Below are 25,312 nucleotides of genomic sequence, written 5' to 3'. Positions count from 1 at the left end.
CTGGCGGATCAGGCTTCCCGGCTCGTGCTGGCCAGTCCCGCCTATTTCAACGAGCCGATGATTCGGTTCGCGGAGCTGCTGACGGACATCAGCGGCATGGACAAAGCATTCTTCGGCAGCACCGGAGCGGAAGCAAACGAATGCGCCGTGAAGCTTGCCCGTAAGCATGGCGCTCTCCATCTGGACGGCGCGTACGAGATTATCACGATGCGGAACAGCTTCCATGGCCGGACGCTTGCCATGATGTCCGCAACCGGCAAGCAGCAGTGGGAAAGCCTGTTCGAGCCGAAGGTTCCCGGGTTTATCCATGTGCCTATGGGAGACCTCGACGCCTGCTTCTCCGCCGTCTCCAACCGGACGTGCGCCATCATGCTGGAGCTCGTGCAAGGCGAAGGCGGCGTGCATGCCGTCGACGAAGCGTACTTGTTCGGACTTCGCAAAATATGCGACATGTACGGCATCGCGCTGATCTTCGACGAGGTGCAGACGGGACTCGGCCGGACGGGCAAGCTGTTCGCCTGGGAGCATTACGGCATCAAACCTGACATCATGACGCTGGGCAAAGGAATCGGCGGCGGCTACCCCCTGTCGGCAACGCTCGCCGTCGACAAGTTCAATCTCTTCGAGCCGGGCGACCAAGGCGGCACGTATATCGGCCAGCCGCTTGGCATGGCTGTGGGCTATGCCGTCGTACGCGAGCTGCTGGATCGCCGTCTGACGGAGAACGCGCAGCGGCAAGGCGGCTACCTGCTCGGGAAGCTCCGCCTGCTGGAGTCGCATAATCTCGTCCGGAATCCGAGAGGGCTTGGGCTGCTGGCCGCCTTCGACATGCCGAACGGACTGGCGGCTAAGCTGGCCACGCGCTGCATGGAGCTGGGACTGCTCGTTAACGTGACGGGCGAATCGACGATTCGGCTCATGCCGCCTCTGATCGCGGAGCAGAGGCATATCGACGAGATGGCGGATATTCTAACCGCCGCCCTGCTTGATATTTCTTAGCATTTTGGAAAAGCCCCTTCGCATACCTTAGTTACGGTTATTTCGAGAAGGCGAAGGGGCGAATGACGGATGATTGGACGAATACCGTCGGCGAAAAACAAGCGTTATGTCATTGTGGTGGTGCAAGCATGGCAATGGAAGGAATTTTTTGCGTTCGAGCTTTTAGGGGGGCTTGCCTTTTATCTTGCGGGCAAAGTTATGTCTCAAGCCGAATGGTTCTGCATTGCCGCCAATGTAGCAGGACCTCAGATGCTAAAATACACAAACAGCGTCTTTCGCGGACCGTCCTGATGGGCGTTCCTGAAAGACGCTGTTTCGTATCTATTTAAGAGGTTGTTCAAAAAGTCCGCTTCCCATTACGAAGTAATCCTAGTAGCCTACTCGACGTCGAATATCGAATTCAGCCGAATCTTCCGGTGCTCACGTAGCTTACACTACGCTCCGCTCCTCAGGTTCTAGCTTCATTCAATCTTCTCGGTACTGATAACCGAACTTTTTGAACTTGCACTTTATGATTGCCGTTTTAGTCGAAGAGCTTAGGCCTTGACCGCTTGTCGATCTAGAAGCCGAAATACGCTTTCGCGTTGCGGTAAGAGACGTTTTCCGCGATGGATCCCAAAAGCTCGGGATCGTTCGGCGCTTCTCCGTTCTCTACCCATTCGCCGAGCAGATTGCAGAGCAGACGACGGAAATATTCGTGCCGCGTATAGGAGAGGAAGCTGCGGGAATCCGTCAGCATGCCGACGAACCGGCTCAGCAAACCAAAGTTCGCGAGCGAATTCATCTGATCCAGCATGCCGTTTTTCGTATCGTTGAACCACCAGGCCGAACCCAGCTGAATCTTGCCCGGCACGCCTCCGCCCTGGAAGCTGCCCATCAGCGCCGCAAGCACTTCGTTGTCCCGCGCGTTCAAGGAATACAGAATCGTTTTCGGCAGCGCGTCGTCTCCGTCAAGCTCGTCCAGGAGTCGCGTCAGCGGCCCTGCGACCGGGGCATCTCCGATGGAGTCGAAGCCCGTATCCGGCCCCAGCTTGCCGAACATCCGGCGATTGTTGTTACGCGAAGCATTGATATGAAGCTGCATCGCCCAGCCCAGCTCCGCGTACAAGCGGCCCATGAACAGGAACGTGAACGTTTTGTATTGCTTCTCTTCTTCGAGAGTAACGACTTCGCCGTTCAGCGCTTTCGCAAAGATCGCTGCGGCCGCTTCGGCCGTCGTCTCCGCGTAAGGCACGTAATCGAAAGCGTGATCCGACACGCGGCAGCCGACTTCGTGGAAGAAGCGGATTCGGGACTCCAGCGCCGCCAGAAGTTCGGAATAATCCTTGATCGTAACCCCCGCGGCTTCTCCGAGCTGCCCGATCCAGCCGAGGAACGTCGGCCGGTTGATCTCCAGCGCCTTGTCGGGTCGGAACGATGGCAGGACAAGCGTATCGAAGCCGTCGAGCTCCTTGATCAACTTATGATATTCCAGCGAATCGACTGGATCGTCGGTCGTACAGATGACCTCGACGCCGGACTTCCTGATCAGATCGCGGGCTTTAAATTCTCCCGTCGCCAGCTGCGCGTTCACTTTCTCCCAGATGACGGGAGCGTTTTCTTCGTTAAGGAGCTCCTCCACGCCAAAGAACCGGCGCAGTTCCAGATGCGACCAATGGTAGAGCGGATTGCCGATCGTCTGCGGCACCGTTTTCGCCCAGGCGAGGAACCGATCGTAATCGGAAGCGCCTTCGCCCCCCGTTACCAGACGCTCCTCCACGCCGTTCGCGCGCATCGCCCGCCACTTGTAATGATCGCCGTAGAGCCAAGCCTCCGTAATGGTGGAGAAGCTTGTGTTCTCGTAGATTTGCTGCGGACTAAGATGGCAATGATAATCGATGATAGGAAGATTCTTTACCCGGTTATGGTACAACTGCACCGCCGTCTCGTTATTTAGCAGAAAGTTATCGTCCAAAAATGGCTTCAAACGTATCCCTCCTCTTATCGGTTCATTAGGACTGGTGGAATTTCACCAAAGTATCAACCTGTACGGCTTGCCCCGTCTGAATGGAACGGTTTGCGGCGATGCCGGTCAGAATCGATCTTGCGCCGTCCACATGGTTCGCCGCGCGGCGGAAGCGATCTTCCTTCGGCACGCCGAACAGATCGTTAAGCAGTACGGGGTCGCCGCCGCCATGGCCGCCCTTGCCTTCTTCGACTTCGACGGTGTAAGGCGTACCGAACATCGGGAATACGTTCAGCGTCTTGCCGATGACCGCCCCTTCAAGCGCCTTGTCGCCACCGGAGTTGACGTAAGACTGTTCAATAATGCTCATCTCGATGCGGCCTTTCGTACCGTTAAACGCGATACGGTAACCTTCCCAAGGCATATAGGCATTTAAAGAATAAGTAAGAATGGCGTTGTTTTTATATTTGACGAGCACGCCCATCGTATCTTCGATGTTGATTCCGTCGCCGAATACGCTCTGATCGCGACGGTAGCCGTCTTCGTGCTCGGCGTCGAGATACATGGCTTTCAGATGGTCGTTGCTGTCCAGATGCAGCGCGAAAGGATCTTCCTTCGCATTGGCGTTGCCCGTGGCGCGCTCGTAGAACTTCGTCTCGCCGCGGCCTTCTGCGTTCTCCCTGCCGTAGAACAACAAGTCGCCGTAGGCGAATACGGATTCAGGCTCCGAACCGATCCAGAAGTTGACGAGATCGAAGTGATGCGTCGACTTGTGGACGAGCAGGCCACCGCTGTTGTTTTTGTTGCGGTGCCATCTGCGGAAGTAGTCCGCGCCGTGCTGCGTGTTGAGCAGCCATTCGAAGTGTACGGAGGTCACTTTGCCGATGACTCCGCTGTCAATAAGCTCGCGCGCTTTTGTATGATGCGGCGCATATCGATAGTTGAACGTCACGCGGACGTTCCGGCCCGTACGCTCTACCGCGTCCAGAATCTCCTGGCATTTTTTCTCGTCCACGGTCATCGGCTTTTCGGTGATGACGTCGCAGCCGAGCTCCAATGCGCGGATGATATACGTATGATGCGTGCGGTCAACGCTTGTCACAATAACGGCGTCCGGCTTCTCGACTTCAATCATCTCATCGAAGCGGTCGGCGGCATACGTGCGCACCGGCTCGTAATCGTATTTGGTCACGAGCATTTTGTTGGCGTATTCCATACGCGTCAAGTTCAGATCACAGAACGCGACAAGCTCAGAAGTTTCCTTAAAGTCCTTGGCAATTGCGCCGTAGAAAAACTCCGCGCGTCCGCCTGTTCCGACCAGTACATATCTTTTTTTCGTCATATGATTATCCTCCTAGTTATCGCATATGCATTCTCATCTTCATCTTACAGCAAGGAAATGCTATAATACTTGTCAATTAATGCTCAAATTGCATCAAACCACGCATATCTTGCGAAAAGAGGAGATCTCATATGGCCGCTCTATCCGATTACGTCAGCTTCGGCGATCCCGCCAAACTTTATATCGAATATATGAAACGAACCGAACCGTACACGATGACAATCGATCACTTCCATCCTTATTACGAGGTGTATTACTTGCTGTCCGGCAGCCGAATCTATTTTATTGAGGACCGCTCCTATTTCGTGGAGCAAGGCGACCTTGTCTTTATCGGCAAAGAGATGCTCCATCGAACGATGCAGACCGGGGACGCCCGTCACGAACGGCTGATTCTTCACTTCTCGGATGAATGGCTGCGCGATCTTGGAGCCGAGCTGTCCGGGATGTTCGGCGCGTTATTCTCCCCGGAGATCCGCGTGCTGAGGCTGCCCCGGCAAGAGAGCCTTGCCGCCGAGGCGTCCGTCCGGGCCATGCGTCTCGAGGCAGACGTTCGCGAGACGGGCTACCACCTGGCGATCCGCAATGCCGCGGCAAGTCTGCTGCTTCTGTGCGGACGCTACTCGGCAAGCCATCAGCCGGAGCCGTTCCAGCACGTCTCCCCTCTCCATGCCAAAATATCGGAGATCGTCCGTTACATTAACGGACATTACGACGAGTCGCTGCGGCTTGCAGATCTGTCCGAGCGTTTCTTCATCAGCCCGCATTATCTTAGCCGCATGTTCAAGGAAGTGACGGGTTTCGCGTTTACGGATTACGTTGTGCTGACGCGGGTAAAGGAGGCTCAGCGCCTGCTCCGCGAGTCGGAGCTTACCGTCTCCGCGGTGGCGGAGCGTGTCGGCTTCGATAATTTTTCTCACTTTGGCAAGACGTTCAAAAAGATCTCCTCCGTATCGCCAAGAGAATATCGCAAATCGATGTCGCAATTTTAAACTCAAACAGTCGTTTTTTCACACTTATATTGGGATAATAAATATGGTAAATTTGTTTTGTTGTCATAAATTTGCATGTATCAGTCTGTGGTCAGGCGACCCAAAGGAGACGATGAAATGTTGAGAATCGGTAAAATTAGCTACTGGCACGTACATGCCTGGGATTATACAAATCAGGCTTTAAAACATCCGGACACGGTCATGGCCGCTGTGTGGGACGAGAACGAGGAGCGCGGTCGTGCCGCTGCCGAGAAGCTTGGCGTACCGTTTTATGCCAATCTGGACGATATGCTGACGAGCGGAGAAATCGACGCCGTCATCGTTGACGCGCCAACGAATCGCCATACGGAGGTTATGCTCGCCGCGGCTGCGGCCGGCAAACATATTTTCACGGAGAAGGTTGTCGCGCCTACGCTTAAAGAAGTAAATCGGATTCTGAAAGCGGTTGACGACAACGGCTTGAAGCTGACCGTATCGCTGCCTCGTCTGAACGATGGTTACACGCTGGCCATTCGCGGGCTTCTGGAGAAGGAAGCCTTGGGGCAAATTACGCAAGTTCGCGTCAGACTATCCCATAACGGCGCGCTTGCTAATTGGCTGCCGGAACACTTCTATAGTCTGGAGCAATGCGCCGGCGGCGCGCTGATCGATCTGGGCTGCCACCCGATGTATCTAACCCGCCTTTTCCTTGGCGAATTGCCATCCGAGGTATCGGCTCAATTCGGGTATGTGACGGGACGCGAAGTAGAGGACAACGCGGTTGCTCTGGTACGGGGAGCAGGCGGCGCGATCGGCATCGTGGAAGCCGGATTCGTCAATCCGCATTCGCCGTTCTCCATCGAAGTGCATGGAACGAAGGGTTCCCTGTTCTACGGCACGCCGGAGAACAAGCTGTTGGTTCGCACAGGCGACGATCAGGCCTGGGAGTCGGTCGAGATTCCTGCCAACCGAGAAAGCGCCTTTGAGCAGTGGGTCGGGCATGTTCAAAACGGCACGACGGCGGACGAAAACATCGCCTACGCACGCGAGCTGACGATGCTGATGGAAGCGGCGGGACGCTCCAATTCCGAGGGGCGCGCCGTGCGTCTGGACGAGTTGGAAGGGTAACTCCCCGTGGCAACGGTATTCCCCTACTCCGTCATGAGCGAGCGGCCGGATGCGCTGGAACGTCTCGATCTTCGATTTCAGTGGGGACCGTACGATATCCACGTGCTCCGATTTCATTTGACCTATTTTCCTTCCGGACGCGCCGTCGCGTTTCACAAGCATGCGGAATATGAGTTTCATTTTATTCCCAGGGGCAAGGGCAAGGTGATTCTGGTCGATGAAGAGTATTCGCTCAAGCCTGGCCAATTCTACTTGACCGGACCTGGCGTCATGCATTATCAGGAGGCGGGCGAACGCGAGGGAATGGATGAACTGTGTCTTCATATCGATATCGCGGAACGGATTGCGACCGGCGACGAGGCGGATGAGGACTGGGAATGGGCAGAGGCCCGTTCTTGCATCGGCAAGCTGAAGAGTCTCCCTTTGTTCCCGGCGCTTGATACTTATGACGCGATGCGTTGTTTCCTGAATGCGTACGAAGCCTGCAGCGAATATTATGCGGGCAGCTATACGACCATCAAGCAGAATGTCATTCAAATTTTGCTGCGCTCCGTCCGCGCCTATGATACAGTAAATGAGACAAGACTTCTTCCAACGAAGGATATGAAGGCTTACCGGTACCAGCTTGCGGTGGAATTTATGCAAGCCAACTACGGCGGCCCGTTGTCACTCGAGGAAGTTGCGGAGAAGCAACGTCTAAGCGCTCGTCAAATGCAAAGGCTGTTCAAGGAAATGAACCGGGACGGAGAGCATACGTTCAGCCGCGTGCTGGAAGATATAAGGCTCTCGGCCGTCTGCCGGGAATTGTCCGAGGGCATCAAGTCGATTGAGGAGATTGCAACGATGACGGGTTTCTCCACAAGCAATTATTTGCATGCCGTATTCCGCAAGCGGTACGGCATGACTCCATCCGATTATCGGAAACAAACCATTACGGGAGGCTAATTCTTATGTCCAAAACGTACAACATTGCCATTATTGGCTGCGGAGGCATCGCAAACGGCAAGCATATGCCAAGCTTGAAGAGATTAAACAATGTGGCAATGGTCGCATTCTGCGATATCGTGGAGCATCGCGCTATTGAAGCAGCGGCCAAATACGGCGCTGAGGGCGCCAAAGTATACACGGATTACACGGAGCTTCTGAAGGACGAGTCCATCGATATCGTTCATGTCTGCACGCCGAACGATTCCCATGCCGACATCGCGATCGCCGCGCTGGAAGCCGGCAAACATGTCATGAGCGAGAAGCCGATGGCCAAGACGGCTCACGACGCTGGCCGCATGCTGGAAGCTGCCAAACGTACAGGCAAAAAGCTGACGGTAGGTTACAACAACCGCTTCCGTCCCGACAGCCAAATCCTCAAGCAAATCTGCGAAGCAGGCGAGCTCGGCGAAGTGTATTACGCCAAGGCGCACGCGATTCGTCGCCGCGCCGTTCCGACTTGGGGCGTATTCTTGGACGAAGAGAAACAAGGCGGCGGCCCGCTTATCGATATCGGCACGCACGCGCTTGACCTTACGCTGTGGATGATGGACAACTACAAGCCGAAGGTCGTGCTTGGCCAGGCTTACCACAAGCTGTCCGGCCGCGCTAATTCCGCTAATGCCTGGGGTCCATGGGATCCGGCGCTCTTTACGGTAGAAGACTCCGCATTCGGTATGATCGTCATGGAGAACGGCGCTACCATCGTCCTGGAATCCAGCTGGGCGCTGAACACGCTGGAAGTGGACGAAGCGAAATGTACGCTGAGCGGTACCGAAGGCGGAGCCGACATGAAGGGCGGTCTTCGCATCAACGGCGAACAGCACAGCCGCTTGTTTACGAAGGAGATCGACCTGAACGCGGGCGGCGTAGCCTTCTACGAGGGCAAGTCCGAGAAGGATTCCGATCTGGAGATGAGACTGTGGATCAAGGCGATCGACGAAGATACGGAGCCTGTCGTCACGCCGGAGCAAGCTTACGTGGTTTCCCAGATCCTCGAAGCGATCTACGAGTCCTCGAAGACGGGTAAAGCAATCTATTTCTAAGCCGTATATTTTTCGGCTGTCACAAAGAAACGGCAATGCAGCGGGAGACGCGTCTCCCGGTTGCACTGCCGCTTTTTTACGCCAGAATATCCTCAATCCGCGCCAGAACTTCCTCCGGCAGCTTCACGCCGCTCGCCTGCGCGTTCTCGACGATCTGCTCCGGGCGGCTCGCGCCGACGAGAGCGCTGGCTACGCCCGGCAGCCTGAGAATCCATGCGATAGCAAGCTGAGCCATGGAGATGCCTAGCTCGCCCGCTATCCCGGTAAGCTTCTCCACCTTCTCCAGATTTTCGTCGCTTAGAAGACCGCCGATGAACATGTTGGAGCTGCTATCGGTCGCACGGCTGCCTGATGGCGTTCCGTCTTCTCCCCGACGGTATTTACCCGTCAGCACGCCTTGAGCAAGCGGAGAAAATACGACCTGGCTGATGCCGTTGCTGTCGCTGAGCGGAATGATCTCCTTCTCGATCTGCCGGTTCAGCATATGGTATTGCGGCTGATTGACGACGATCCGGTCGAGCAGATATTTATCCGCCACGCCGAGTCCCTCCTGGATTTGGGCCGCCGTCCACTCGCTCACGCCCACGTACAGCACCTTGCCGGACCGCACAAGATCCTCGATCGTGCGCAGCGTCTCGTCCAGCGGCGTCTCCTTGTCATAGCGATGGCAGTAATAGATGTCGACGTAATCCAGTCCCAGACGTTTCAAGCTGGCATTCGCCTGCTCCAGCACGTGCTTGCGGGACAAGCCGCGGTCGTTTACTCCGTCACCCATCGGCCAAAATACCTTGGTCGCGAGCACGTAAGATTCGCGAGGATAGGCTCTGAGAGCCTTGCCGACGACCTCCTCGGCCGCGCCGCGCATGTATACGTTGGCCGTATCGAAAAAATTGATGCCGAGCTCATACGCTTGTTCGATCGTACGGGCCGCGGTGCCGTCATCTACCGAGTTGCCGTAGGTCAACCAGCTCCCTAAGCTGATCTCGCTTACCTTGAGACCCGTTCTTCCTAATCTGCGATATTCCATTTGTTTGTTCCTCCTCTATTTTCGCTATATTGCCGAATCCGTTATTCGTAAGATTACAACTTCATAGGTTCGCCTCGTTGATTTACGAAGAAGGCGCCTTCCGCATCTCCTTGCTTCCGCTCCGCCAGATCCAAGATGCCGGCAGCTGATTCCCCGGCATTCCCAGGCGCCTTCTCTCCGCCCATATCCGTGCGGATCCAACCGGGATGCACCGCGTATACCGCATATCCAAGCGGTGAGAATTGTTTGCGCAGCTGCGCGGTAAACATATTCAGCGCGCTTTTGGACAACGCATAACCGTAATCGCCGCCGTAAGCCCCGGCCATGCTGCCCGCTTCCGAACTCACATTGATGATGGCCTGGTCCGACCCTTTTTTCAGCAGCGGGAGCGCATGCTTCATGACCAACATGGGACCGTACAAGTTCGTCTGGAAGGATTGCTCGACCAATTCCATCTCAAGCCCTTCAAGCTTCTGGTCCCGCCCAAGCAGGATCGCCGCGCTGTTGATGACGATATCCAGCGAGTCGATGCGGGCGGCGAGCTCTTGGAATGCGTATCGAACCGACGCTTCATCCGTAACGTCGAGCGGCAGAACATGTACTTGCTCCGGATATTGTTCCGCCAGCGCAAGCAGCTTCTCGGCCGAGGAGCCCGGTCCCCGCACGCCAGCCCATACTTGATAACCTCTCGCCGCCGCTTCGGCGGCTAATTCGTATCCAAGACCGCGATTCGCTCCTGTAATGACGATATTTTTCATGATGACACTCCTTATTTACCGTTCTCCAGCAACTCCAGCATCTTGACTGCTCGCAAAGCCCATCTTCTCGTTGAGCCTCGTTCCCATCAAGAATCAACGGATAACTTTATGCACGCGCGTACACACAACGACAGACCCAACCTCTCGGCAGGCACAGCAACGCATTTTCCCTGTTGGGGGATCAATTGTCCGCCACTTCATCATAATGCCAATTGCAATCGCTTGCAACCATATACATCCAAAGGATGCCTCATCCCGCCAGACCTCCTCTAAAGATGCAAAAACGCGCTGCACCTCCAATGGGACGGCGACAACGCGTTCTTTGGTCATTTAAGCGGAACTCTGTTTACTGCGGGAAGCGGTCTGATAACTCCGACCAATCCAGTGTCATCTCCGAATCGGTCAGCAGGCATTGATCCAGCGATGCGGTCAAAGGCTCCCGATCCAACGATACGCCAATCATCACCATCTTCGTAGCGCGATCCCCATAAACGGGATCCCAACTCTCTTGGAGTCCTTCTTCCTCGCGAAGCAACGTCTCGAGCTCCGCCTGAGGAAGCGATGCCGCCCAGAGGCCGGCTGGACCGAATTGGATGGACGGTCCAGCTTGGCTCAGACTTTGCGCCATACGATCGCGGGTAGCCAGCCATACGAACCCTTTGGCGCGAACGACTTCTTCGGGCCAACGCTCCATCCAGGCCATCAGACGCTCCGGATGGAACGGTTTCCTTCGTTCGTAGACGAAGGAACTGATTCCGTATTCCTCCGTCTCCGGCGTATGGTGCGGCGACTCCAGCTCCTTGATCCAGCCCGCCGAACGGCTTGCCGCCTCGAAATCGAACAGTCCCGTATGAAGGATTTCCTTGGGATTTACAACGCCTTGTACCGCCCGAATAAACTTCGCTCGCGGCTGCAGCGTCCGAAGCACGATCTCCAGCTCCCCGAGCTTATCTGCCTCAACCATGTCGCATTTGTTAAGAATCAGCACATCGCAAAATTCGATCTGATCGATAAGCAGATCCACCACCTCGCGAGTGTCGGCTTCGCCGACGGCCTGACTCCGATCCAGCAGCGACTCGCCCGACGAGTAATCATGCCAGAATCGGTAGGCGTCGACGACCGTAACCATGCAATCCAGCTTGCAGATTCGGGACAGGTCGATGCCAAGCTCTTCGTCGATGTAAGTAAACGTCTGCGCGACCGGCACGGGCTCCCCGATTCCCGTCGACTCTATCAAGATGTAATCGAAGCGGCCGTCCTCTGCCAATCGTTCCACTTCCCGAAGCAGATCCTCTCTCAAAGTGCAGCAGATGCAGCCGTTCGACAGCTCCACCAGCTTCTCTTCCGTACGCGACAGCCCTCCGCCGTTCTGAATTAATCCCGCATCGATATTCACCTCGCCAAGATCGTTGACGATAACCGCGACCTTCAGACCTTCCTTATTGTTTAATACATGATTGAGAATCGTCGTTTTACCGGCTCCCAGATAGCCGCTTAATACCGTCACTGGAATTTTGGATTGTGGCATCGTTGGTTCCCTCCTAATTATTCGTAACAATTACGATAACAACCCGAAAAAAGATACTTCCCCGTATAGCCAATAGGATGTATGTATGGGAAGTATGTATGTTCGTTATGTGATTATTCGTAATTATTACTATTTAAATTATCACAACCTCTTCTGCCTGTCAACGGAACGAAAAAAAGCCGAGCGTTATTTACGCCCGGCTCCCTCATCATTAACCTTCCACTCTAACCGCATCCCGTTGCGCAATCAGTGACAGTTCCGCCGCCTTGAACGCGTGTTCTTGCGACATCGCGTTTTCCGTGCCGTTAAGAATATCGAGAATAAGCTCGCCAAAGTACGGGAATCCAACCTTGCTGCGGAGGCGCATATGCTGCTCGCCTTCGCCGTTTACCAGATACAATTGGTCGCCTTCCGCTTCTCTGCCCACGTCGATGTACTTGCGGAGCTCGATGTATCCTTCCGTGCCGAGAATAAGCGTTCTGCCGTCGCCCCATGTGCCTAGTCCGTTCGGCGTCAGCCAGTCCACGCGGAAGTAACCCGTTGCGCCATTTTCGCCTACAAGCGTCATATCGCCGAAATCTTCCAGCTCGGGATAGTCCTTGGCCGCGTAATTCGCGACCTTGCTGTTTACGACTTTGGCCTCCGTGTTCCCCGTAAAATACAGGAACTGCTCGATCTGATGGGAGCCAATGTCGCACAGGATGCCGCCATACTGCTCTTTCTTAAAGAACCAGTCGGGACGCGACGGCGCATTTAGTCGGTGCGGTCCAAGACCCATGACTTGTACGACTCGGCCGATCGCCCCTTGGCGGATGAGCTCCCCTGCATGAATAGCGCTTTCTACATGCAGCCGCTCGCTATAGTAGACGGCATATTTTTTGCCGGTCTCGTTTGCGGCAACTCGAGCTTCTTCCAACTGCTCCAGCGTTGTAAACGGCGCCTTGTCCGTGAAATAATGTTTGCCGCTGCGCATGACGCGCACGCCGAGCGGGCCGCGTAGCGACGTGATTGCCGCTGCAGCGACTAGCTGCACCTCGGCATCCTCCAGAATCTGCTCCAGGGAGGAAGCAATCTTGACGCCCGGATATTTCTGCGCGAACGCTTCCGCTCTTGCCGGATCGCCATCGTATACCCATCGAAGCTCGCCCCCTGCCTCAACGAGACCGTTGCACATGCCGTAAATATGGCCGTGATCCAGGTTCGTGGCCGCAAAAATGAATTGGCCTGGCTCCACGACGCGCTTTACGTCGCCCTTGGGCGCATAATTCATACCGTCTTTACTCATGCCTTCACCCCTTTGCGATTGCGCGATTCTTCAATTTTCTTCTGCAAGTAAGAATAATAGAGCTCTTCGTCGATCGGAAGATCAACCCAGTTATCCGTCCAAGTGGAGAGATGCATCGCATTGGAGATCATCAAACCTTTAATGCCTTCTTCTCCCGGAGCAATAAGAGCTTCGTCATGCAGAATGGCATTTACGAAATTTTGCATAATGCCTTTATGGTCGGGATTCGTGCCATGAACGGGAACTTCGCATTTCCAGCATTCCGGAGCGCCGAAGCCGCCTGTAAAAGTTGCATTAAACTCGCGTTCGGAAACACGCAGACGCCAGAACGTCAGCTTATTGTCCTCGATAACGACCTTGCCGCGATCGCCGCTGATTTCCAGGCGGTTCGTTCCCGGCGCCTCGCCCGTTGTCGTTACGAATACGCCTGTCGCGCCATTTTCGTATTCGACGAACGCGGTTACGTCGTCTTCCACCTCGATATTGCGGTGTTTGCCGAAGTAGCAGAACGCGCGAACCCGCTTAGGCATCATGTTGATCGTCCATTGCCACAGGTCGAGCTGATGGGGGTCCTGGTTAATGAGCACGCCGCCGCCTTCGCCTTCCCAAGTCGCCCGCCATGTGCCGGAATCGTAATAGCTCTGGGAACGGTACCAGTTCGTAATAATCCAATTCGTTCTTCTGATCTCGCCAAGCTCGCCGCTGTCGACCAGATCCTTGAGCTTTTGATAGAGCGGATTTGTCCGCTGGTTGTACATCATGCTGAATTTTACATCCGTACGGGCAGCCGCATCGTTCATCTCGCGCACTTGCTTCGTATAGACGCCCGCCGGCTTCTCGCAAAGCACATGCAGGTTCCGCTGGAAAGCTGCGATCGCCAGCTCCGGGTGCGAATAGTGAGGCGTTGCGATTAGAACGGCATCGATAAGACCGGAATCCATCATCACGAACGGATCGGTGAACAGAGTTACATCATCGCCCAGATTTTCTTTGGCCCAGAGCTGTCCTGGCTCCGCGCTATCGCTGACGGCCGTCAGCTTGACGCCCTTTACTTCGCCACGCTGCATATAGCCGATATGTCCTTTGCCCATATTGCCAAGCCCGATTACGCCCAACCGTACAATGCTCATCAATAATACGCTCCTTTAATGGGACCCGATGTAGGTCTCCATAATGACTAGTTCTTGCGCTAATCTTATCATGAGCAACGCTTCCGTTCTTCTTCCGCGTTAACCGTTTTTGTATTTCATTTGACTCTGGTTGGTGTATAATTGGGGTAGTCTCACTAGGGGGGAGAATCGTGATTACCAGACACCGCATCGCCGCTCCGATTACGATCGGAACAACGATCAATTATGACTATATGCATCAATACCATACGCATCCCCATTACGAAGTCTATTATTTTCACGGCGGCAAAGCGAATTACCTCATCAATGACAAAATTTACGTTCTTGAACCAGGAGATATGTTTCTCATGCACGGCATGACCTTGCATAAAGCCCATGTAGACCCGGCCTTCGCCTATCATCGGACGACAATCCATCTCGATCCCGGGTACTTTCAACAGCATATTCAGCCTGGCTTTACGGACGACCTGCTGGCGCCGTTTAGCAAGCTGCAAAATGTTAGGCTGCAGCTCCGCGGCGAAGCCAAGGCGGAAGCCGAGGAGTCGCTCGCCTTTATGAACGAGCTGTACGCCCGCGGAACCCCCCATTCCTATCAACGTTTCCAGGCGCGTTTGCTGGACTTTTTTATCTTTCTCGGCGAACTCTGCGATCAACCGCTCAAGGCGAAAAACAGCTATCCATCCTCGAAGGAGGAGCATGTGCAAGGCATTATTTCGTTTCTGGAGAACCAATATCACGAAGAAATTACATTGGAGGACATCGGTGACAGGCTGCATCTCAGCAAGTTTTATTTGGCCAAGACGTTTAAGCAGGTGACCGGCATGACCATCTTCCAATATTTGATGCACCGCAGGGTGTATCAGGCCAAGCTGCGACTTATCCAAAGTCAAAGCAGCATCACGGAGACCGGCTACGACGTCGGCTTTAAACATCCTTCCCATTTTAGCCGAGTATTTAAAGAGCATACCGGCATGACGCCGGAGCAATATCGCAAGAAGAATCAAATCCTGCAAGCAAAAACTTGAGCTGGAAGTGCAAAAAAACCGATCCCCTCCCTTAGGGAGTAGATCGGTTTTTGGTATATCCTATAACATTTATCCGGCGATTAACCTTGCAGCAGCAATTGCTCCGGATCTTCCAGCATTTCTTTGATGGCTACCAGGAAGCGAACCGCTTCGCTGCCGTCTACGATACGGTGATCGTACGAAAGAGCGAGATACATCATCGGGCGGTTCTCCATACGGGTTTCGTCGATGGCTACCGGGCGAAGCTGGATCTTGTGCATCCCCAGAATACCTACTTGCGGCGCGTTCAAGATCGGCGTGGACAACAAGGAGCCGAATACGCCGCCGTTTGTAATGGTAAAGCTTCCGCCTTGCAGATCGCTGAGCGCTAGTGTGTTCGAGCGTGCTTTCTTCGCCAGTTCGACGATGTTACGCTCAATCTCTGCAAAGCCCAGACGGTCGGCGTCGCGTACGACTGGCACGACCAAACCTTCTTTTGCCGCTACCGCGATACCGATATCGAAATATTTCTTCATGATAATGTCTTCGCCGTCGATCTCCGCGTTCAGCAGCGGGAACTGCTTAAGCGCTCCGACAACCGCCTTCGTGAAGAAGGACATGAAGCCGAGGTTCACTTCGTTCTTATCGAAGAACGATTGCTTGCGGCGCTTGCGCAGGTCGAGGATCGCCGTCATGTCGACTTCGTTAAACGTCGTCAGCATAGCTGCCGTGCGTTGAGCCTCTACCAGTCGGTTAGCGATTGTGGCGCGGCGGCGCGACATGCGCTTGCGCTCAACCGGCTTGCCGCCTTGCGTCGCTGCCGAAGCTGCCGGAGCAGGCGCTGCAGCGGGTGCCTTTGGAGCCGCCTGTGCAGGAGCCGATGCCTGTACCCCATGCGCACGAACATCGTCCGGGAAAATACGGCCGATGCCGTCTTTGCCTTGTACTTGCGTCAGGTCGATGCCTTGCTCGCGGGCAAGCTTGCGGGCTGCCGGCGACGCGTTAACCGATGCCGCCGAAGACGACAATACCGGAGCTGCAGCCGGAGTTGCAGGTGCAGCTACTGCCGGAGCTGGTGCGGGAGCCGACGGCTCCGCTGCCGGTGCAGGCGCGGATGGAGCAGCGCCTGTAGAATTGCCGATAGCTCCAATCGCTTCGCCTACTTGAACGACTTCGCCGTCCGCCTTCGCGATGCTCGATACGACGCCGTTGCTGTCTGCGCTAATCTCAATGTTAACTTTATCCGTCTCAAGCTCGAGGAGGACGTCGCCTTGGTTGACGGAGTCCCCTTCTTTAACGAACCACTTCGTAATCGTACCTTCTGTGATCGATTCTCCCAATTCTGGAACGATAATTTCTGCCATGTTTATGTTACCCCCTTACCAGACTCGATTGAAATGGCTGCCCATTCAATGCGGATGAAATGATCGATTGCTGCTCGGCCGCGTGAATTTCCTGATGTCCGGTTGCCGTGCTGGCACGATCCGGGCGTCCGATGTAACGTACGACCGCCTTGCCAGACGCAAGCTCACGCAGACGCGGTTCCATGTATGACCACGAGCCTTGGTTCTTCGGTTCTTCTTGTACCCAAACGATCTCTTCGAGTTTAGGGAACTGAGCTATGATGCGCTCCAGCTCGGCCTGAGGCAGCGGATACAGCTGCTCCACGCGAGCTACGCGCAGCCATCCGAACTCTCCTTCGTCCTTCGACGAAAGCGCTTCGTCCAGATCGACCATTACTTTGCCTGTTCCCAGCAGGAGGCGTTTAACCTTCTCCTTGGCCGCCTTCGATTCCGTGAAGCTGAATTGCGGCAGCACCGGCTTAAAGGAGCCTTCGCTGAATTCCACACCGTGCGATGCAACGCGCGGGTTACGGAGCAAGCTCTTCGGCGCCATCAGGATGAGCGGACGGACGCTGTCGCTTCCCAGCATAGCCGCTTGCTTGCGCAGCAAGTGGAAGTATTGCGCCGACGTCGTCAGATTCGCCACCGTCCAGTTGTTATCGGCGGACAGCTGCAGGAATCTCTCCAGACGCGCGCTGGAATGCTCCGGTCCCTGACCTTCGTAGCCATGCGGCAGAAGGACGGCAACGCCGGATTTCTGCGACCACTTCGCCCGGCCAGCTGACATAAATTGGTCGAAAATAACTTGAGCTACGTTCGCAAAGTCGCCGAACTGGGCTTCCCAGATGACAAACGATTCCGGCGCGAATACGTTGTAGCCGTATTCGAAGGCCAGTACCGCCGTCTCGGACAACGGGCTGTTATGCACGGCGAACGATGCCTTCGCCTGAGGGAACATATGCAGCGGCGTAAACTTCTCGGCCGTTGCGTTATCGTTAAGCATAATATGGCGATGCGCGAATGTGCCTCGTTCGGAATCTTGACCGCTCAGACGAATCGGCGTTCCATCCGCCAAAATCGTCGCGAAGGCCAGCGTCTCGGCATGCGCCCAGTCGAGCTTCTCGCCGTCGTTAAGGCTTGTCGCGCGGCGCTGCAGAATACGCTGAAGCTTGGAGTACTCCGTAAAGCCTTCCGGACGGTTGAGCAATTCCAGATTGATTTCCTTCAGCGTCTCCATCGGCACTGCTGTCGGAACATCTTCCGGCACGATGACGCCGGACTCTTGCGTAACTTGTACATGCGCCTTGCCTTCGTTCGCCTTCATGGCATCATATCCGGCTTGAAGCGCGGCAAGCGTCTTCGCGCGAAGCTGATCCGCTTGCTCGACCGTAATCGTCTTCTCCGACTTAAGCTGCTCGGCATAAATGTTCGCAACTGTAGGATGACTCCGCACTTTGCTGTAGACGAGCGGCTGGGTTGCATCGGGATCGTCCATCTCGTTATGACCGTAACGGCGATAACCGATAAGATCGATAACGAAGCCTTTGTTGTAGATCAGGCGATATTCGCAAGCGAGGCGCACGGCAGCCAGACATGCTTCCGGATCGTCAGCGTTGACGTGGATGATCGGAATGTCGAAGCCCTTGGCCAGATCGCTGGCATAATGAGTGGAACGGGAATCCACGCTATTCGTCGTAAAGCCCAGTCGATTGTTCGCAATAATATGAATCGTGCCGCCGTTGCGGTAACCTTGCAAATTATTGAAATTGAGCGTCTCGGCCACGATGCCTTCGCCGATAAACGCCGCGTCGCCGTGTACGCAAACCGTAACCGCTTTGTGTTGATCCTGTACGGGGAAGCCTGGCTTGCTGCGATCTTCCTGTGCCGCGCGCGTATAACCTTCCACGATTGGATTTACGAACTCCAGATGGCTCGGGTTGTTCGCAAGCGTTACTCTTGCGCGTACCGTCTCGCCTTCCGTAAACGCCCGATCGGCGCCCAAATGGTATTTTACGTCGCCCGACCAGCCGTAGTTGATGCCGATCGACCCTTCCGACGGAACCAATTCCTTGTTCGGAGAGTGATGGAACTCCGAAAAAATCTTTTCATACGGCTTGCCCAGCACATGCGTAAGCACGTTCAAGCGGCCGCGGTGAGCCATACCGATAAGAATATCGTGAGCGCCGTCATGCGCAACCGCGCGTACGATCTCGTCCAGTACCGGAACCAGCATGTCGACGCCTTCGATAGAGAAGCGTTTCTGCCCGACGAACGTCTTGTGGATAAAACTCTCGAACTGCTCCACCTGCAAAAGACGCTCCAGCAGCGTCTCCTTTTCTCGCTTGGAGAGAGGAGCCGGGAAGTCGCCGGATTCCGCTTGCTTGTTCAGCCAGATTCTCTCGTTCTCGTCATGAATATGAGTGAATTCGTATGCAGCCGAGCGGGTGTAGATTTCTCTTAATCTGACAATGGCATCCCAACCGTTCGATACCGATGCCGGCGCGTTATCCCAGATCAGCGATGCAGGGATGGAAGCAAGATCCTGCTGCGTAAGTCCGAAAGTCTCCGGCTCCAGCAGCTTCGTATCCGCTGCCCGGCTGATACCCAGCGGATTGATGTCCGCGCCCAAGTGGCCGTACCTGCGAATGTTCAGCATTAGCTGATGCGCGGCAACGACCTTCTTCAACATATTGCTGTCGACCGGGCCGGGAACAACGGCTGCGGAAGACGTCCGAGCCGACGCGCTTGCCGATGCCTGCGCTGCGACTGTGTCGCTCGGCGGCGCCCCCCAGAGTACGAACTGCTCTCGAACCGACGTCTCTACGGAATTCGGATCCTGAAGAAACTGCTCGTATTGCTCCTGGACATAACCAAGGTTTGGTCCGTAGTAGCTTTTCCAAGGTGATGAATTGTGGTCATCATGGATGCTCATTGCAGAAAATTCCACCCTCTCTAATCATAACCGTCCTATTATTTTCTATGGCGGGCGTTTCAATACGCCATACACCATAAATCAAAAGAAGAAGCCTATCAATCGCACACCAAATGCAATAGCGTAGCTTCTTCATATTTTAGTACATTACGGGCCTGTCATCCATAACCATATTGGCATCGGTTTCATCCATTTCGGGCATGGATAAAGATTCTTGGCATGCCACGCGGGCATGGCGGCGTCTTTTTGTTTATGCAAACAACCATGCTATCAGTCATGTCCATCTAGGCGCCTCATTAAACGCGGCTAAGCTCGCGCCGTCAGCATTTCAACCAGCGTTCGCACCATAACTCCCGTCGCGCCCTTCGGCTCCCAGCCTCGCGCCCGTTCAAGCCATGCCGATCCCCCGATGTCGAGATGCACCCAAGGGAGTCCTTCTGCAAAGTGACCGATAAACAGTCCTCCGGCGCTGGCTGCCCCGTACTTCACCCCGCCGTTCTTTAGATCCGCGGCATCGCTTCTCAGCGCTTGACGGAATTCCGGATAGGCCGGCATCTCCCAGATGCGTTCTCCGGACCGCTTGGAGGCCGCCTTCACTTCATTCATCAGCGATTCATTGTTCGTAACGGCTCCGGTAGCCTCGTAACCGAGCGCCACCATGATGGCCCCCGTCAGCGTTGCAACGTCGATAAGCCTGGTCGCGCCTCGGCGGATCGCCGTCGTCATGCCGTCTGCCAGCACGAGCCGTCCCTCGGCATCCGTATTGACGACTTCCACGGTATAGCCGCTCATCGTACGCAGCACATCACCGGGCTTAAACGCCCGATCGGACGGCATATTCTCCGCTGCCGGGATAACCGCGACTACATTAACTTCCGCCTTTAATTCCGCGATCGCCCGAACGGCGCCAAGCACTGCCGCAGCTCCGCCCATGTCGGATATCATCTCTTCCATGCCCGGAGCCCGTTTGAGGGATATGCCTCCCGTATCGAACGTTACGCCTTTGCCGATCAGCCCCCATATTTCCTTGGAATCCGGCGCCACACTGTAATGAAGCACAATCATGCGCGGTGGATTGACGCTGCCTTGGCCGACGGCCAACAGCGCCCCCATCTCTTGCTCGGCCGCAGACCACTCGTCGATGACCTCGATATCCAGGTCGAAGTCTCCCGCAAGCTCCTCCGCATGGAACGCCAGCCGCTCAGGCGTCAGATCGTTGCCGGGCAGATTCGTCAAATCACGGGCATAGATGACGCCCCCGCCTACAATCCGTCCGTGCATAATGCCTTGCTCCCACTCTTCCTTCGTCCCCAGAGAAGCGGCTTCTTCCGGCACAAAATCGACTTGCGTCAAGCCGAAGCGCTCGCTTCCGTCTCGCTTCAAGGGCTGGCGATCGTGAAGCGCCAGCAGCAATCCCTCCGTTAGAGCCTGTGCCGCGGCGCCAGCACCCCAATCCTCCACATCTTGCGAGAATGCTGCCTCGCCAATAGACAGCTCGACATGCGCCGCACGCGCCGCCTTTGCCGCTTTGGCCGCCGCCGCTGCCGCCAATCGCAGTCCGTCCGTGCCGGAGCCGGGACGATACCCGGCCACGATAACCGTGTCAGCCTCTACGAAACCTAATGCGGCCATAGATTCTACTTGCTCGGGCTTGCCTTGAAACAATCCTTTGGCGTACCTCGCTCTCAGCCGTTCGTCCAGCTTCTCGTGGAGGATCGTCGCCGTTCCTTGCAATTCTTCTTCCGTTACGAAGCGAATCAGCGCATCCGGCGCTGTCCCTTCATTTCTGACACCATATGTAAACGTTGTCGACATTCTAATCTCCTCGCTTTCCTTAAGAACAAAAAAATCGAAACAAGGCTCGTCCGAGCCCCGATCTCGATTTTAATGGTTTATCCAACCAATGGCAAATAAATGATAAATTCCGTTCCGCTGCCCATCTTGCTGTTCACACGGATTGTGCCCCCGTGATTGCGAATTATCCGGTAGCTGACGGACAGTCCAAGCCCCGTCCCTTCTTCCTTAGTTGTGAAGAATGGATCGAACAGCTTGCTCATCGTCAGCTTGTCCATCCCTTTGCCATTGTCCTTGATCATAATCTCTACATATTGTCCATCGCTGTTAAGCACGATGTCGATTCTGCCCCTCCGCTCGCTTTGGGTTTCTTCCACGGCGTCCAGCGAGTTTTTCACGAGATTAAGAATCACCTGCTTTACTTGCTTAATATCGATGGAGACGATAGCATCCTCCAGATGCGATTCGATGCCAATCTCGCAATTTCGCATGAGCGACTCGCTCTCCGTCAGCATGACCACCTCGCGAATAAGATTCTCGATCGACTTGGCTTGCTTTACCGGCGCGGACGGCTTGGACGAATTTAGAAATTCGTAGATAATGTCGTTAGCCCTGTCGATCTCCGTCAGGATAATGCGGGCATACTCCTCTTTGCCAACCTCCAGCAAGTAAGGACGGAGCAATTGTATAAAGCCCCGTATACTCGTTAACGGGTTGCGGATCTCATGGGCAATCGCCGCCGCGATCTTGCCCAGCATGGCAAGCTTGTCGTTCTGCAGGGCGCTCTGTTCAATATGTTTGTACTCCGATACGTCCTTAACGCTGAACAAAAAATCCCCGTCCAGTTGATCCCCGTATGTAACCGTCGCAAGCAGATGTTTGCCGTCTTTCTGCTGAAACTCATAGTACCGGTGGCGCTTGAGTATCATCTCCCGGTACAGGCGTAAAATGGTTCGTTTCGTATGTATGTTCAGCTTGGGATGAAGCAGAATTTCGCGGATATTGCAGCCGACCAGAGTCTTTCGGGGAATGTCGAGCAATTTCGCCATTTGGACATTAACGAACGATAGAATCCCATCCCCGTCGAATAAGGCAATGCCGCTATCCATATGTTGCAGGACGTTTTCGTACTTGTTTTTGACCTTCTCGAATGAACGGTTCGAACTCAGCAATCTTTCGCGCATAGCCACAATCTTTTGCTCGGCCGTCGGCTCCACGATATCGCCCTCCGAATTGATCTCCATTCGGAAGCGGCAGGCAACCATAAGCTCCATCAGGAACAGAAAGGAGCGATGATAGATTTGAACGGCGTCCTTGGAATCCACGTTAGCGGCAAGTGCTTGGATACAATCCTCGTGTACGGCGATAATCTCCTCAGGCTGGAAACCATACAATTGCTGTCCAAGCGCATTCGCGTGCTGCAGCGATGCATCTTTACCACCACGGATATACTCGGCAAGCGCGGGGAAATAACGCTTTCGAATGGCTTGCATCATATCTGCCTCCCCGACAAAGCTATAGACTAAGAAATGATCAAGTTCGATCTCACCTAATCATAGGATTACTTTACAAACGCTGTCAACGGGAAATACTGTCGAATAAACACCTCTACCTAGTCGAAAAGACTCGTTTTGAGGAGTCGGATAATCGTGTATTTTATTAGATTCGTCTAGGTCCTGCGGCTTATCGCCCTTTATTTCCCGTCGCGTTCATTCTTGTCGTCGCCCCGCTTATCACGATCCCTCTCTTCTCTCCGTTCATGTTTTTCGCCCCGTCTATCTTCATCCCGCTTACCGCCCGAACTTCCCGAAAACATCCCGCCTCCTGCTCCATTATTCCAGCTTGCCTGATCCCCGCGCCCCTTCTGCTTCCAGTCATTATCGTCCCGATCATCGTCGTCACGATCATCGTCTTCGTCCCGGTCGTCCTGATTCCATCTATCGTCCTTGCCTGAACCGTTTCCGTTCTTCCTATTACTATCCTTAATAGCCTCAGCCTGCTCCTCCAACCATTTCTCCCACTGATTGCTCCAATCCTTGCCGGATTTCTCCCATTCCTTCGCTGCTTTCTCCCATTCCTTCCGAAGCTTCTCTAGCTGCTCCTTGTCCCAATGGCTGCCCCATTGCTTCTCCCAATCCCCGCGTCCTGGCTTGGCCGTAGCAGTCGGTTTACCCGAAGGTTTGCCTGCAGGTTTGACGGTCGGTTTGGAAGCTGGTTTGGACGTCGGCTTGGAAGCTGGCTTCGTCGCAGGTTGATCAGCCGGCTTCGCGGTCGGTTTAACAGTTGGCTTAGCCGTCGCTGTCGGCGAAGGCTTGGAGGCTGCGTTCGCATTTTCGGCCCGCTCCTGCTGCAGCAGCTTCTCGAGCTGTTCTTTGGATGCAGCTTCTTCCGCCGCTCCCACGATCCCTTCAATACCGCCTATAGATGCGGTGGCATTATCGATGGACTGCTTCTTAAGCGAATCAATCTCGAGCGTGTACCCTTCGTTTTTGGCCATCAGATAAAGCGCCAGCTTGCCCGAAGATATTCCAATGGAATCTGCCTCGCTTCTCAGCTCAGTAGGCAAGAACAACGTCGTAATCGTCACGCTGCCGGCCGGTTTATCATGTTCGGTCAGCCAAGCCCGCAGCTCATTATCCAGACTTTGAGCAAGCAATCGCTCGAATTCCTCGTTCTGCTCCTTGGAGCCGTTCATTAGAATGCTGGCGATCAGGATGTCCTTATGAGGAGCATCCAAATAATGAGCAAGACTGGCCTTCTCGAGAATCAGGGTTGCTACGTTCTCCACCGGCTGCCCTTTATAATCGAGATCTGCAATAAGCCTGCTGCCGGCTTCGTTCATCGCCCTGAGCTCGCGCACCTTCTCCTTGTTGTCGATGCCGATCTCGATGCTCGGATTAATATCCATCGTCACGTAGGCTACTACGGGATTGCTTTCAATAGCTGCATAGAGGAAGCAAACCGTTATTAATAGAAGAAGAGCTGCTGCAGAGCTTGCATAAGTCAGAAACCTTCTCCGTCCCGCGAGCCTTCGTCTTGGCAGGGGAGCCGCTTCTTCCTCAAAGAGGAGCTCTTGACCGATTTGGGGTGAGCCGGCGAGCGGTGCCCTCAGGAATTGGCCATCCTGTGTCATCACGACGGCATGCTGCTCGTGAATGCTCATTACGATTCCACGTTTCATCGGCTCACCTCCTTACTCATCCATTCGTTCGAACTCGGAATACGCATATAATCGTTCATGTACGGGTATCCACCCGATCGGATAATAGCAATTGCAATAATATATTTGCGGTTACGTTCGATGGTCTTGCGCGATACGCGGCAGGCTTCCATCAATTCCTTAATAGGCAGCCGCTGAGTGGCCTTCAGCATTCCCATCCAATCGGCGTTTCCTGCCAGAAGGCATGCAATATCAATCAGCATCGCTCGTGAATCGGAATGCTTTGGAGACTGATCGACAAGCTCCATAAACGTAATGCCGTACGGCTCAAGCTCGCTGCTTAGCTCGAGGATCTCCGCACGACGCTCCAGGTCGGTTCTGCTTGTCTCGTGAGCCTCCAGAGCTTGCTTCGTCTCGAGGACGTTGTAAGGCGATTGATCCTCTCCCTCCGAATCGAACGCACTGTAGGGCACGGATTGAAGATGTCTTTGTTCTTTTCGCGCATAATCAATAAGCCGACGCTGCATGACGGTTTTGGCAAATCCTAGGAACGATCTCCCCGCTTCGCTGTCGAAGCCGTCGATGGCTTCATTAAACGCCAGCAGGGCGATACTGAATTCATCGTCCCGTTCCGGATTAATATACCGCTTGCTGAATCTGCTCGTTACTTTAGCTATGTATGGTGAATACTCGGCGATGAATTGCTCACGCAACTTATCATCGCCTTGTCGAATGTGCAATACATATTGCTCTGGCTCCAGCTTAGGCTGTAATGTCGCAGACGAAGCAAGAGCCGTTTTACGCGTGAATCGCTTAAACAGGATCAGCAACAACCGCTCCACCTCACTACTTATCATTTCGTCTTGGTTTCGACGATTGGGGGGGTACTTATTAAAAAATACTCATTTTTTCTCCATTTCAAACAAAAGACCTCCCAAT

The 25,312-nt window shown here is 54.5% G+C and carries 20 protein-coding genes; 7 read left to right on the top strand and 13 right to left on the bottom strand.

Translation table 11 applies throughout. The features are described 5' to 3' along the window. The coding region (locus PAT3040_RS06730; protein ID WP_258234872.1) for an aspartate aminotransferase family protein at window positions 1–999 on the top strand (999 nt) is incomplete at its 5' end. 69 nt (window positions 1,000–1,068) lie between these two features. Next, window positions 1,069–1,290, top strand: coding sequence for a hypothetical protein (locus PAT3040_RS06725; protein WP_087566861.1), 222 nt, complete (start codon window positions 1,069–1,071; stop codon window positions 1,288–1,290). Window positions 1,291–1,558: 268 nt separating this feature from the next. On the opposite strand, the gene uxaC is transcribed toward PAT3040_RS06725, so the two are convergent. Both uxaC and PAT3040_RS06715 read right to left on the bottom strand, forming a co-directional pair. After that, on the bottom strand, window positions 1,559–2,965 hold the full coding sequence (uxaC, locus tag PAT3040_RS06720) for a glucuronate isomerase (protein ID WP_108991977.1): 1,407 nt from the start codon (window positions 2,963–2,965) through the stop codon (window positions 1,559–1,561). A gap of 25 nt (window positions 2,966–2,990) precedes the next feature. Beyond that, window positions 2,991–4,286, bottom strand: a complete 1,296-nt coding sequence (locus PAT3040_RS06715) for a Gfo/Idh/MocA family oxidoreductase (RefSeq protein ID WP_087566863.1) — start codon at window positions 4,284–4,286, stop codon at window positions 2,991–2,993. Between the two features lie 131 nt (window positions 4,287–4,417). Here PAT3040_RS06715 and PAT3040_RS06710 point away from each other — a divergent pair, with 131 nt between their 5' ends. From PAT3040_RS06710 to PAT3040_RS06695, 4 genes are all read left to right on the top strand, one after another. Beyond that, window positions 4,418–5,275 (top strand): helix-turn-helix domain-containing protein, encoded by an 858-nt coding sequence (locus PAT3040_RS06710; RefSeq protein ID WP_087566864.1) that lies wholly within the window; start codon window positions 4,418–4,420, stop codon window positions 5,273–5,275. Window positions 5,276–5,392: 117 nt separating this feature from the next. Continuing rightward, window positions 5,393–6,382, top strand: a complete 990-nt coding sequence (locus PAT3040_RS06705; RefSeq protein WP_087566865.1) for a Gfo/Idh/MocA family protein — start codon at window positions 5,393–5,395, stop codon at window positions 6,380–6,382. A gap of 6 nt (window positions 6,383–6,388) precedes the next feature. Then, window positions 6,389–7,327: a helix-turn-helix domain-containing protein gene (locus tag PAT3040_RS06700; protein WP_108991976.1), complete on the top strand. Its 939-nt coding sequence runs from the start codon at window positions 6,389–6,391 to the stop codon at window positions 7,325–7,327. 5 nt (window positions 7,328–7,332) lie between these two features. Further along, window positions 7,333–8,412 (top strand): Gfo/Idh/MocA family protein, encoded by a 1,080-nt coding sequence (locus tag PAT3040_RS06695; protein ID WP_108991975.1) that lies wholly within the window; start codon window positions 7,333–7,335, stop codon window positions 8,410–8,412. Between the two features lie 76 nt (window positions 8,413–8,488). Here PAT3040_RS06695 and PAT3040_RS06690 read toward each other — a convergent pair whose 3' ends face one another. The 5 genes from PAT3040_RS06690 to PAT3040_RS06670 form a co-directional block, all read right to left on the bottom strand. Beyond that, a complete protein-coding gene (locus PAT3040_RS06690; RefSeq protein WP_108991974.1) occupies window positions 8,489–9,439 on the bottom strand; it encodes an aldo/keto reductase family protein in 951 nt (316 codons plus the stop codon). Window positions 9,440–9,492: 53 nt separating this feature from the next. Further along, the gene (locus PAT3040_RS06685) at window positions 9,493–10,197 is read right to left on the bottom strand and encodes an SDR family oxidoreductase (RefSeq protein WP_108991973.1); all 705 of its coding nucleotides are present in this window, start codon (window positions 10,195–10,197) and stop codon (window positions 9,493–9,495) included. 346 nt (window positions 10,198–10,543) lie between these two features. Next, the gene (locus tag PAT3040_RS06680) at window positions 10,544–11,725 is read right to left on the bottom strand and encodes a GTP-binding protein (protein WP_087566870.1); all 1,182 of its coding nucleotides are present in this window, start codon (window positions 11,723–11,725) and stop codon (window positions 10,544–10,546) included. Window positions 11,726–11,936: 211 nt separating this feature from the next. Beyond that, window positions 11,937–13,010 carry a Gfo/Idh/MocA family protein gene (locus tag PAT3040_RS06675; RefSeq protein ID WP_108991972.1) on the bottom strand — a complete coding sequence of 358 codons (1,074 nt, stop codon included), beginning with the start codon at window positions 13,008–13,010 and terminating at the stop codon, window positions 11,937–11,939. Further along, complete coding sequence (locus PAT3040_RS06670) at window positions 13,007–14,140, bottom strand: Gfo/Idh/MocA family protein (RefSeq protein WP_108991971.1); 1,134 nt, start codon at window positions 14,138–14,140, stop codon at window positions 13,007–13,009. Before PAT3040_RS06670 ends, PAT3040_RS06675 begins: the two co-directional genes overlap by 4 nt. A gap of 170 nt (window positions 14,141–14,310) precedes the next feature. On the opposite strand from PAT3040_RS06670, the gene PAT3040_RS06665 reads away from it, so the two are divergent. Then, window positions 14,311–15,165 (top strand): helix-turn-helix transcriptional regulator, encoded by an 855-nt coding sequence (locus tag PAT3040_RS06665; RefSeq protein WP_258234871.1) that lies wholly within the window; start codon window positions 14,311–14,313, stop codon window positions 15,163–15,165. Between the two features lie 80 nt (window positions 15,166–15,245). On the opposite strand, the gene odhB is transcribed toward PAT3040_RS06665, so the two are convergent. From odhB to sigI, 6 genes are all read right to left on the bottom strand, one after another. After that, entirely contained in the window at window positions 15,246–16,508 is a 1,263-nt protein-coding gene (odhB, locus tag PAT3040_RS06660) for a 2-oxoglutarate dehydrogenase complex dihydrolipoyllysine-residue succinyltransferase (protein ID WP_087566873.1), read from the bottom strand. A gap of 7 nt (window positions 16,509–16,515) precedes the next feature. Then, window positions 16,516–19,419: a 2-oxoglutarate dehydrogenase E1 component gene (locus PAT3040_RS06655; protein ID WP_087566874.1), complete on the bottom strand. Its 2,904-nt coding sequence runs from the start codon at window positions 19,417–19,419 to the stop codon at window positions 16,516–16,518. A gap of 306 nt (window positions 19,420–19,725) precedes the next feature. Continuing rightward, complete coding sequence (locus tag PAT3040_RS06650) at window positions 19,726–21,234, bottom strand: leucyl aminopeptidase (protein ID WP_108991970.1); 1,509 nt, start codon at window positions 21,232–21,234, stop codon at window positions 19,726–19,728. A gap of 77 nt (window positions 21,235–21,311) precedes the next feature. Next, window positions 21,312–22,709, bottom strand: a complete 1,398-nt coding sequence (locus tag PAT3040_RS06645) for an ATP-binding protein (RefSeq protein ID WP_246608545.1) — start codon at window positions 22,707–22,709, stop codon at window positions 21,312–21,314. 197 nt (window positions 22,710–22,906) lie between these two features. Beyond that, entirely contained in the window at window positions 22,907–24,394 is a 1,488-nt protein-coding gene (locus PAT3040_RS39465; RefSeq protein ID WP_108991969.1) for an anti-sigma-I factor RsgI family protein, read from the bottom strand. Further along, window positions 24,391–25,203: an RNA polymerase sigma factor SigI gene (sigI, locus tag PAT3040_RS06635; RefSeq protein ID WP_307719156.1), complete on the bottom strand. Its 813-nt coding sequence runs from the start codon at window positions 25,201–25,203 to the stop codon at window positions 24,391–24,393. The genes PAT3040_RS39465 and sigI overlap by 4 nt, the downstream gene beginning before the upstream one ends. Window positions 25,204–25,312 lie beyond the last annotated feature (109 nt).

Origin of the sequence: Paenibacillus agaridevorans (assembly GCF_003112455.1) — a bacterium.
GTDB lineage: Bacteria > Bacillota > Bacilli > Paenibacillales > Paenibacillaceae > Pristimantibacillus > Pristimantibacillus agaridevorans.
Note: the sequence above shows the minus strand (reverse complement) of the source record. Positions and strands in the feature narration are given on the sequence as shown.

Bases quoted from the DNA above. Each gene is read 5' to 3' on its own strand.
- PAT3040_RS06675 (WP_108991972.1), bottom strand. From the start codon at position 13,010: ATGAGTAAAGACGGTATGAATTATGCGCCCAAGGGCGACGTAAAGCGC.
- PAT3040_RS39465 (WP_108991969.1), bottom strand. From the start codon at position 24,394: ATGAAACGTGGAATCGTAATGAGCATTCACGAGCAGCATGCCGTCGTG.
- PAT3040_RS06685 (WP_108991973.1), bottom strand. From the start codon at position 10,197: ATGAAAAATATCGTCATTACAGGAGCGAATCGCGGTCTTGGATACGAA.
- PAT3040_RS06690 (WP_108991974.1), bottom strand. From the start codon at position 9,439: ATGGAATATCGCAGATTAGGAAGAACGGGTCTCAAGGTAAGCGAGATC.
- PAT3040_RS06670 (WP_108991971.1), bottom strand. From the start codon at position 14,140: ATGAGCATTGTACGGTTGGGCGTAATCGGGCTTGGCAATATGGGCAAA.
- odhB (WP_087566873.1), bottom strand. From the start codon at position 16,508: ATGGCAGAAATTATCGTTCCAGAATTGGGAGAATCGATCACAGAAGGT.
- PAT3040_RS06680 (WP_087566870.1), bottom strand. From the start codon at position 11,725: ATGCCACAATCCAAAATTCCAGTGACGGTATTAAGCGGCTATCTGGGA.
- PAT3040_RS06655 (WP_087566874.1), bottom strand. From the start codon at position 19,419: ATGAGCATCCATGATGACCACAATTCATCACCTTGGAAAAGCTACTAC.
- PAT3040_RS06725 (WP_087566861.1), top strand. From the start codon at position 1,069: ATGATTGGACGAATACCGTCGGCGAAAAACAAGCGTTATGTCATTGTG.
- PAT3040_RS06705 (WP_087566865.1), top strand. From the start codon at position 5,393: ATGTTGAGAATCGGTAAAATTAGCTACTGGCACGTACATGCCTGGGAT.
- PAT3040_RS06645 (WP_246608545.1), bottom strand. From the start codon at position 22,709: ATGATGCAAGCCATTCGAAAGCGTTATTTCCCCGCGCTTGCCGAGTAT.
- PAT3040_RS06695 (WP_108991975.1), top strand. From the start codon at position 7,333: ATGTCCAAAACGTACAACATTGCCATTATTGGCTGCGGAGGCATCGCA.
- PAT3040_RS06710 (WP_087566864.1), top strand. From the start codon at position 4,418: ATGGCCGCTCTATCCGATTACGTCAGCTTCGGCGATCCCGCCAAACTT.
- PAT3040_RS06650 (WP_108991970.1), bottom strand. From the start codon at position 21,234: ATGTCGACAACGTTTACATATGGTGTCAGAAATGAAGGGACAGCGCCG.
- PAT3040_RS06715 (WP_087566863.1), bottom strand. From the start codon at position 4,286: ATGACGAAAAAAAGATATGTACTGGTCGGAACAGGCGGACGCGCGGAG.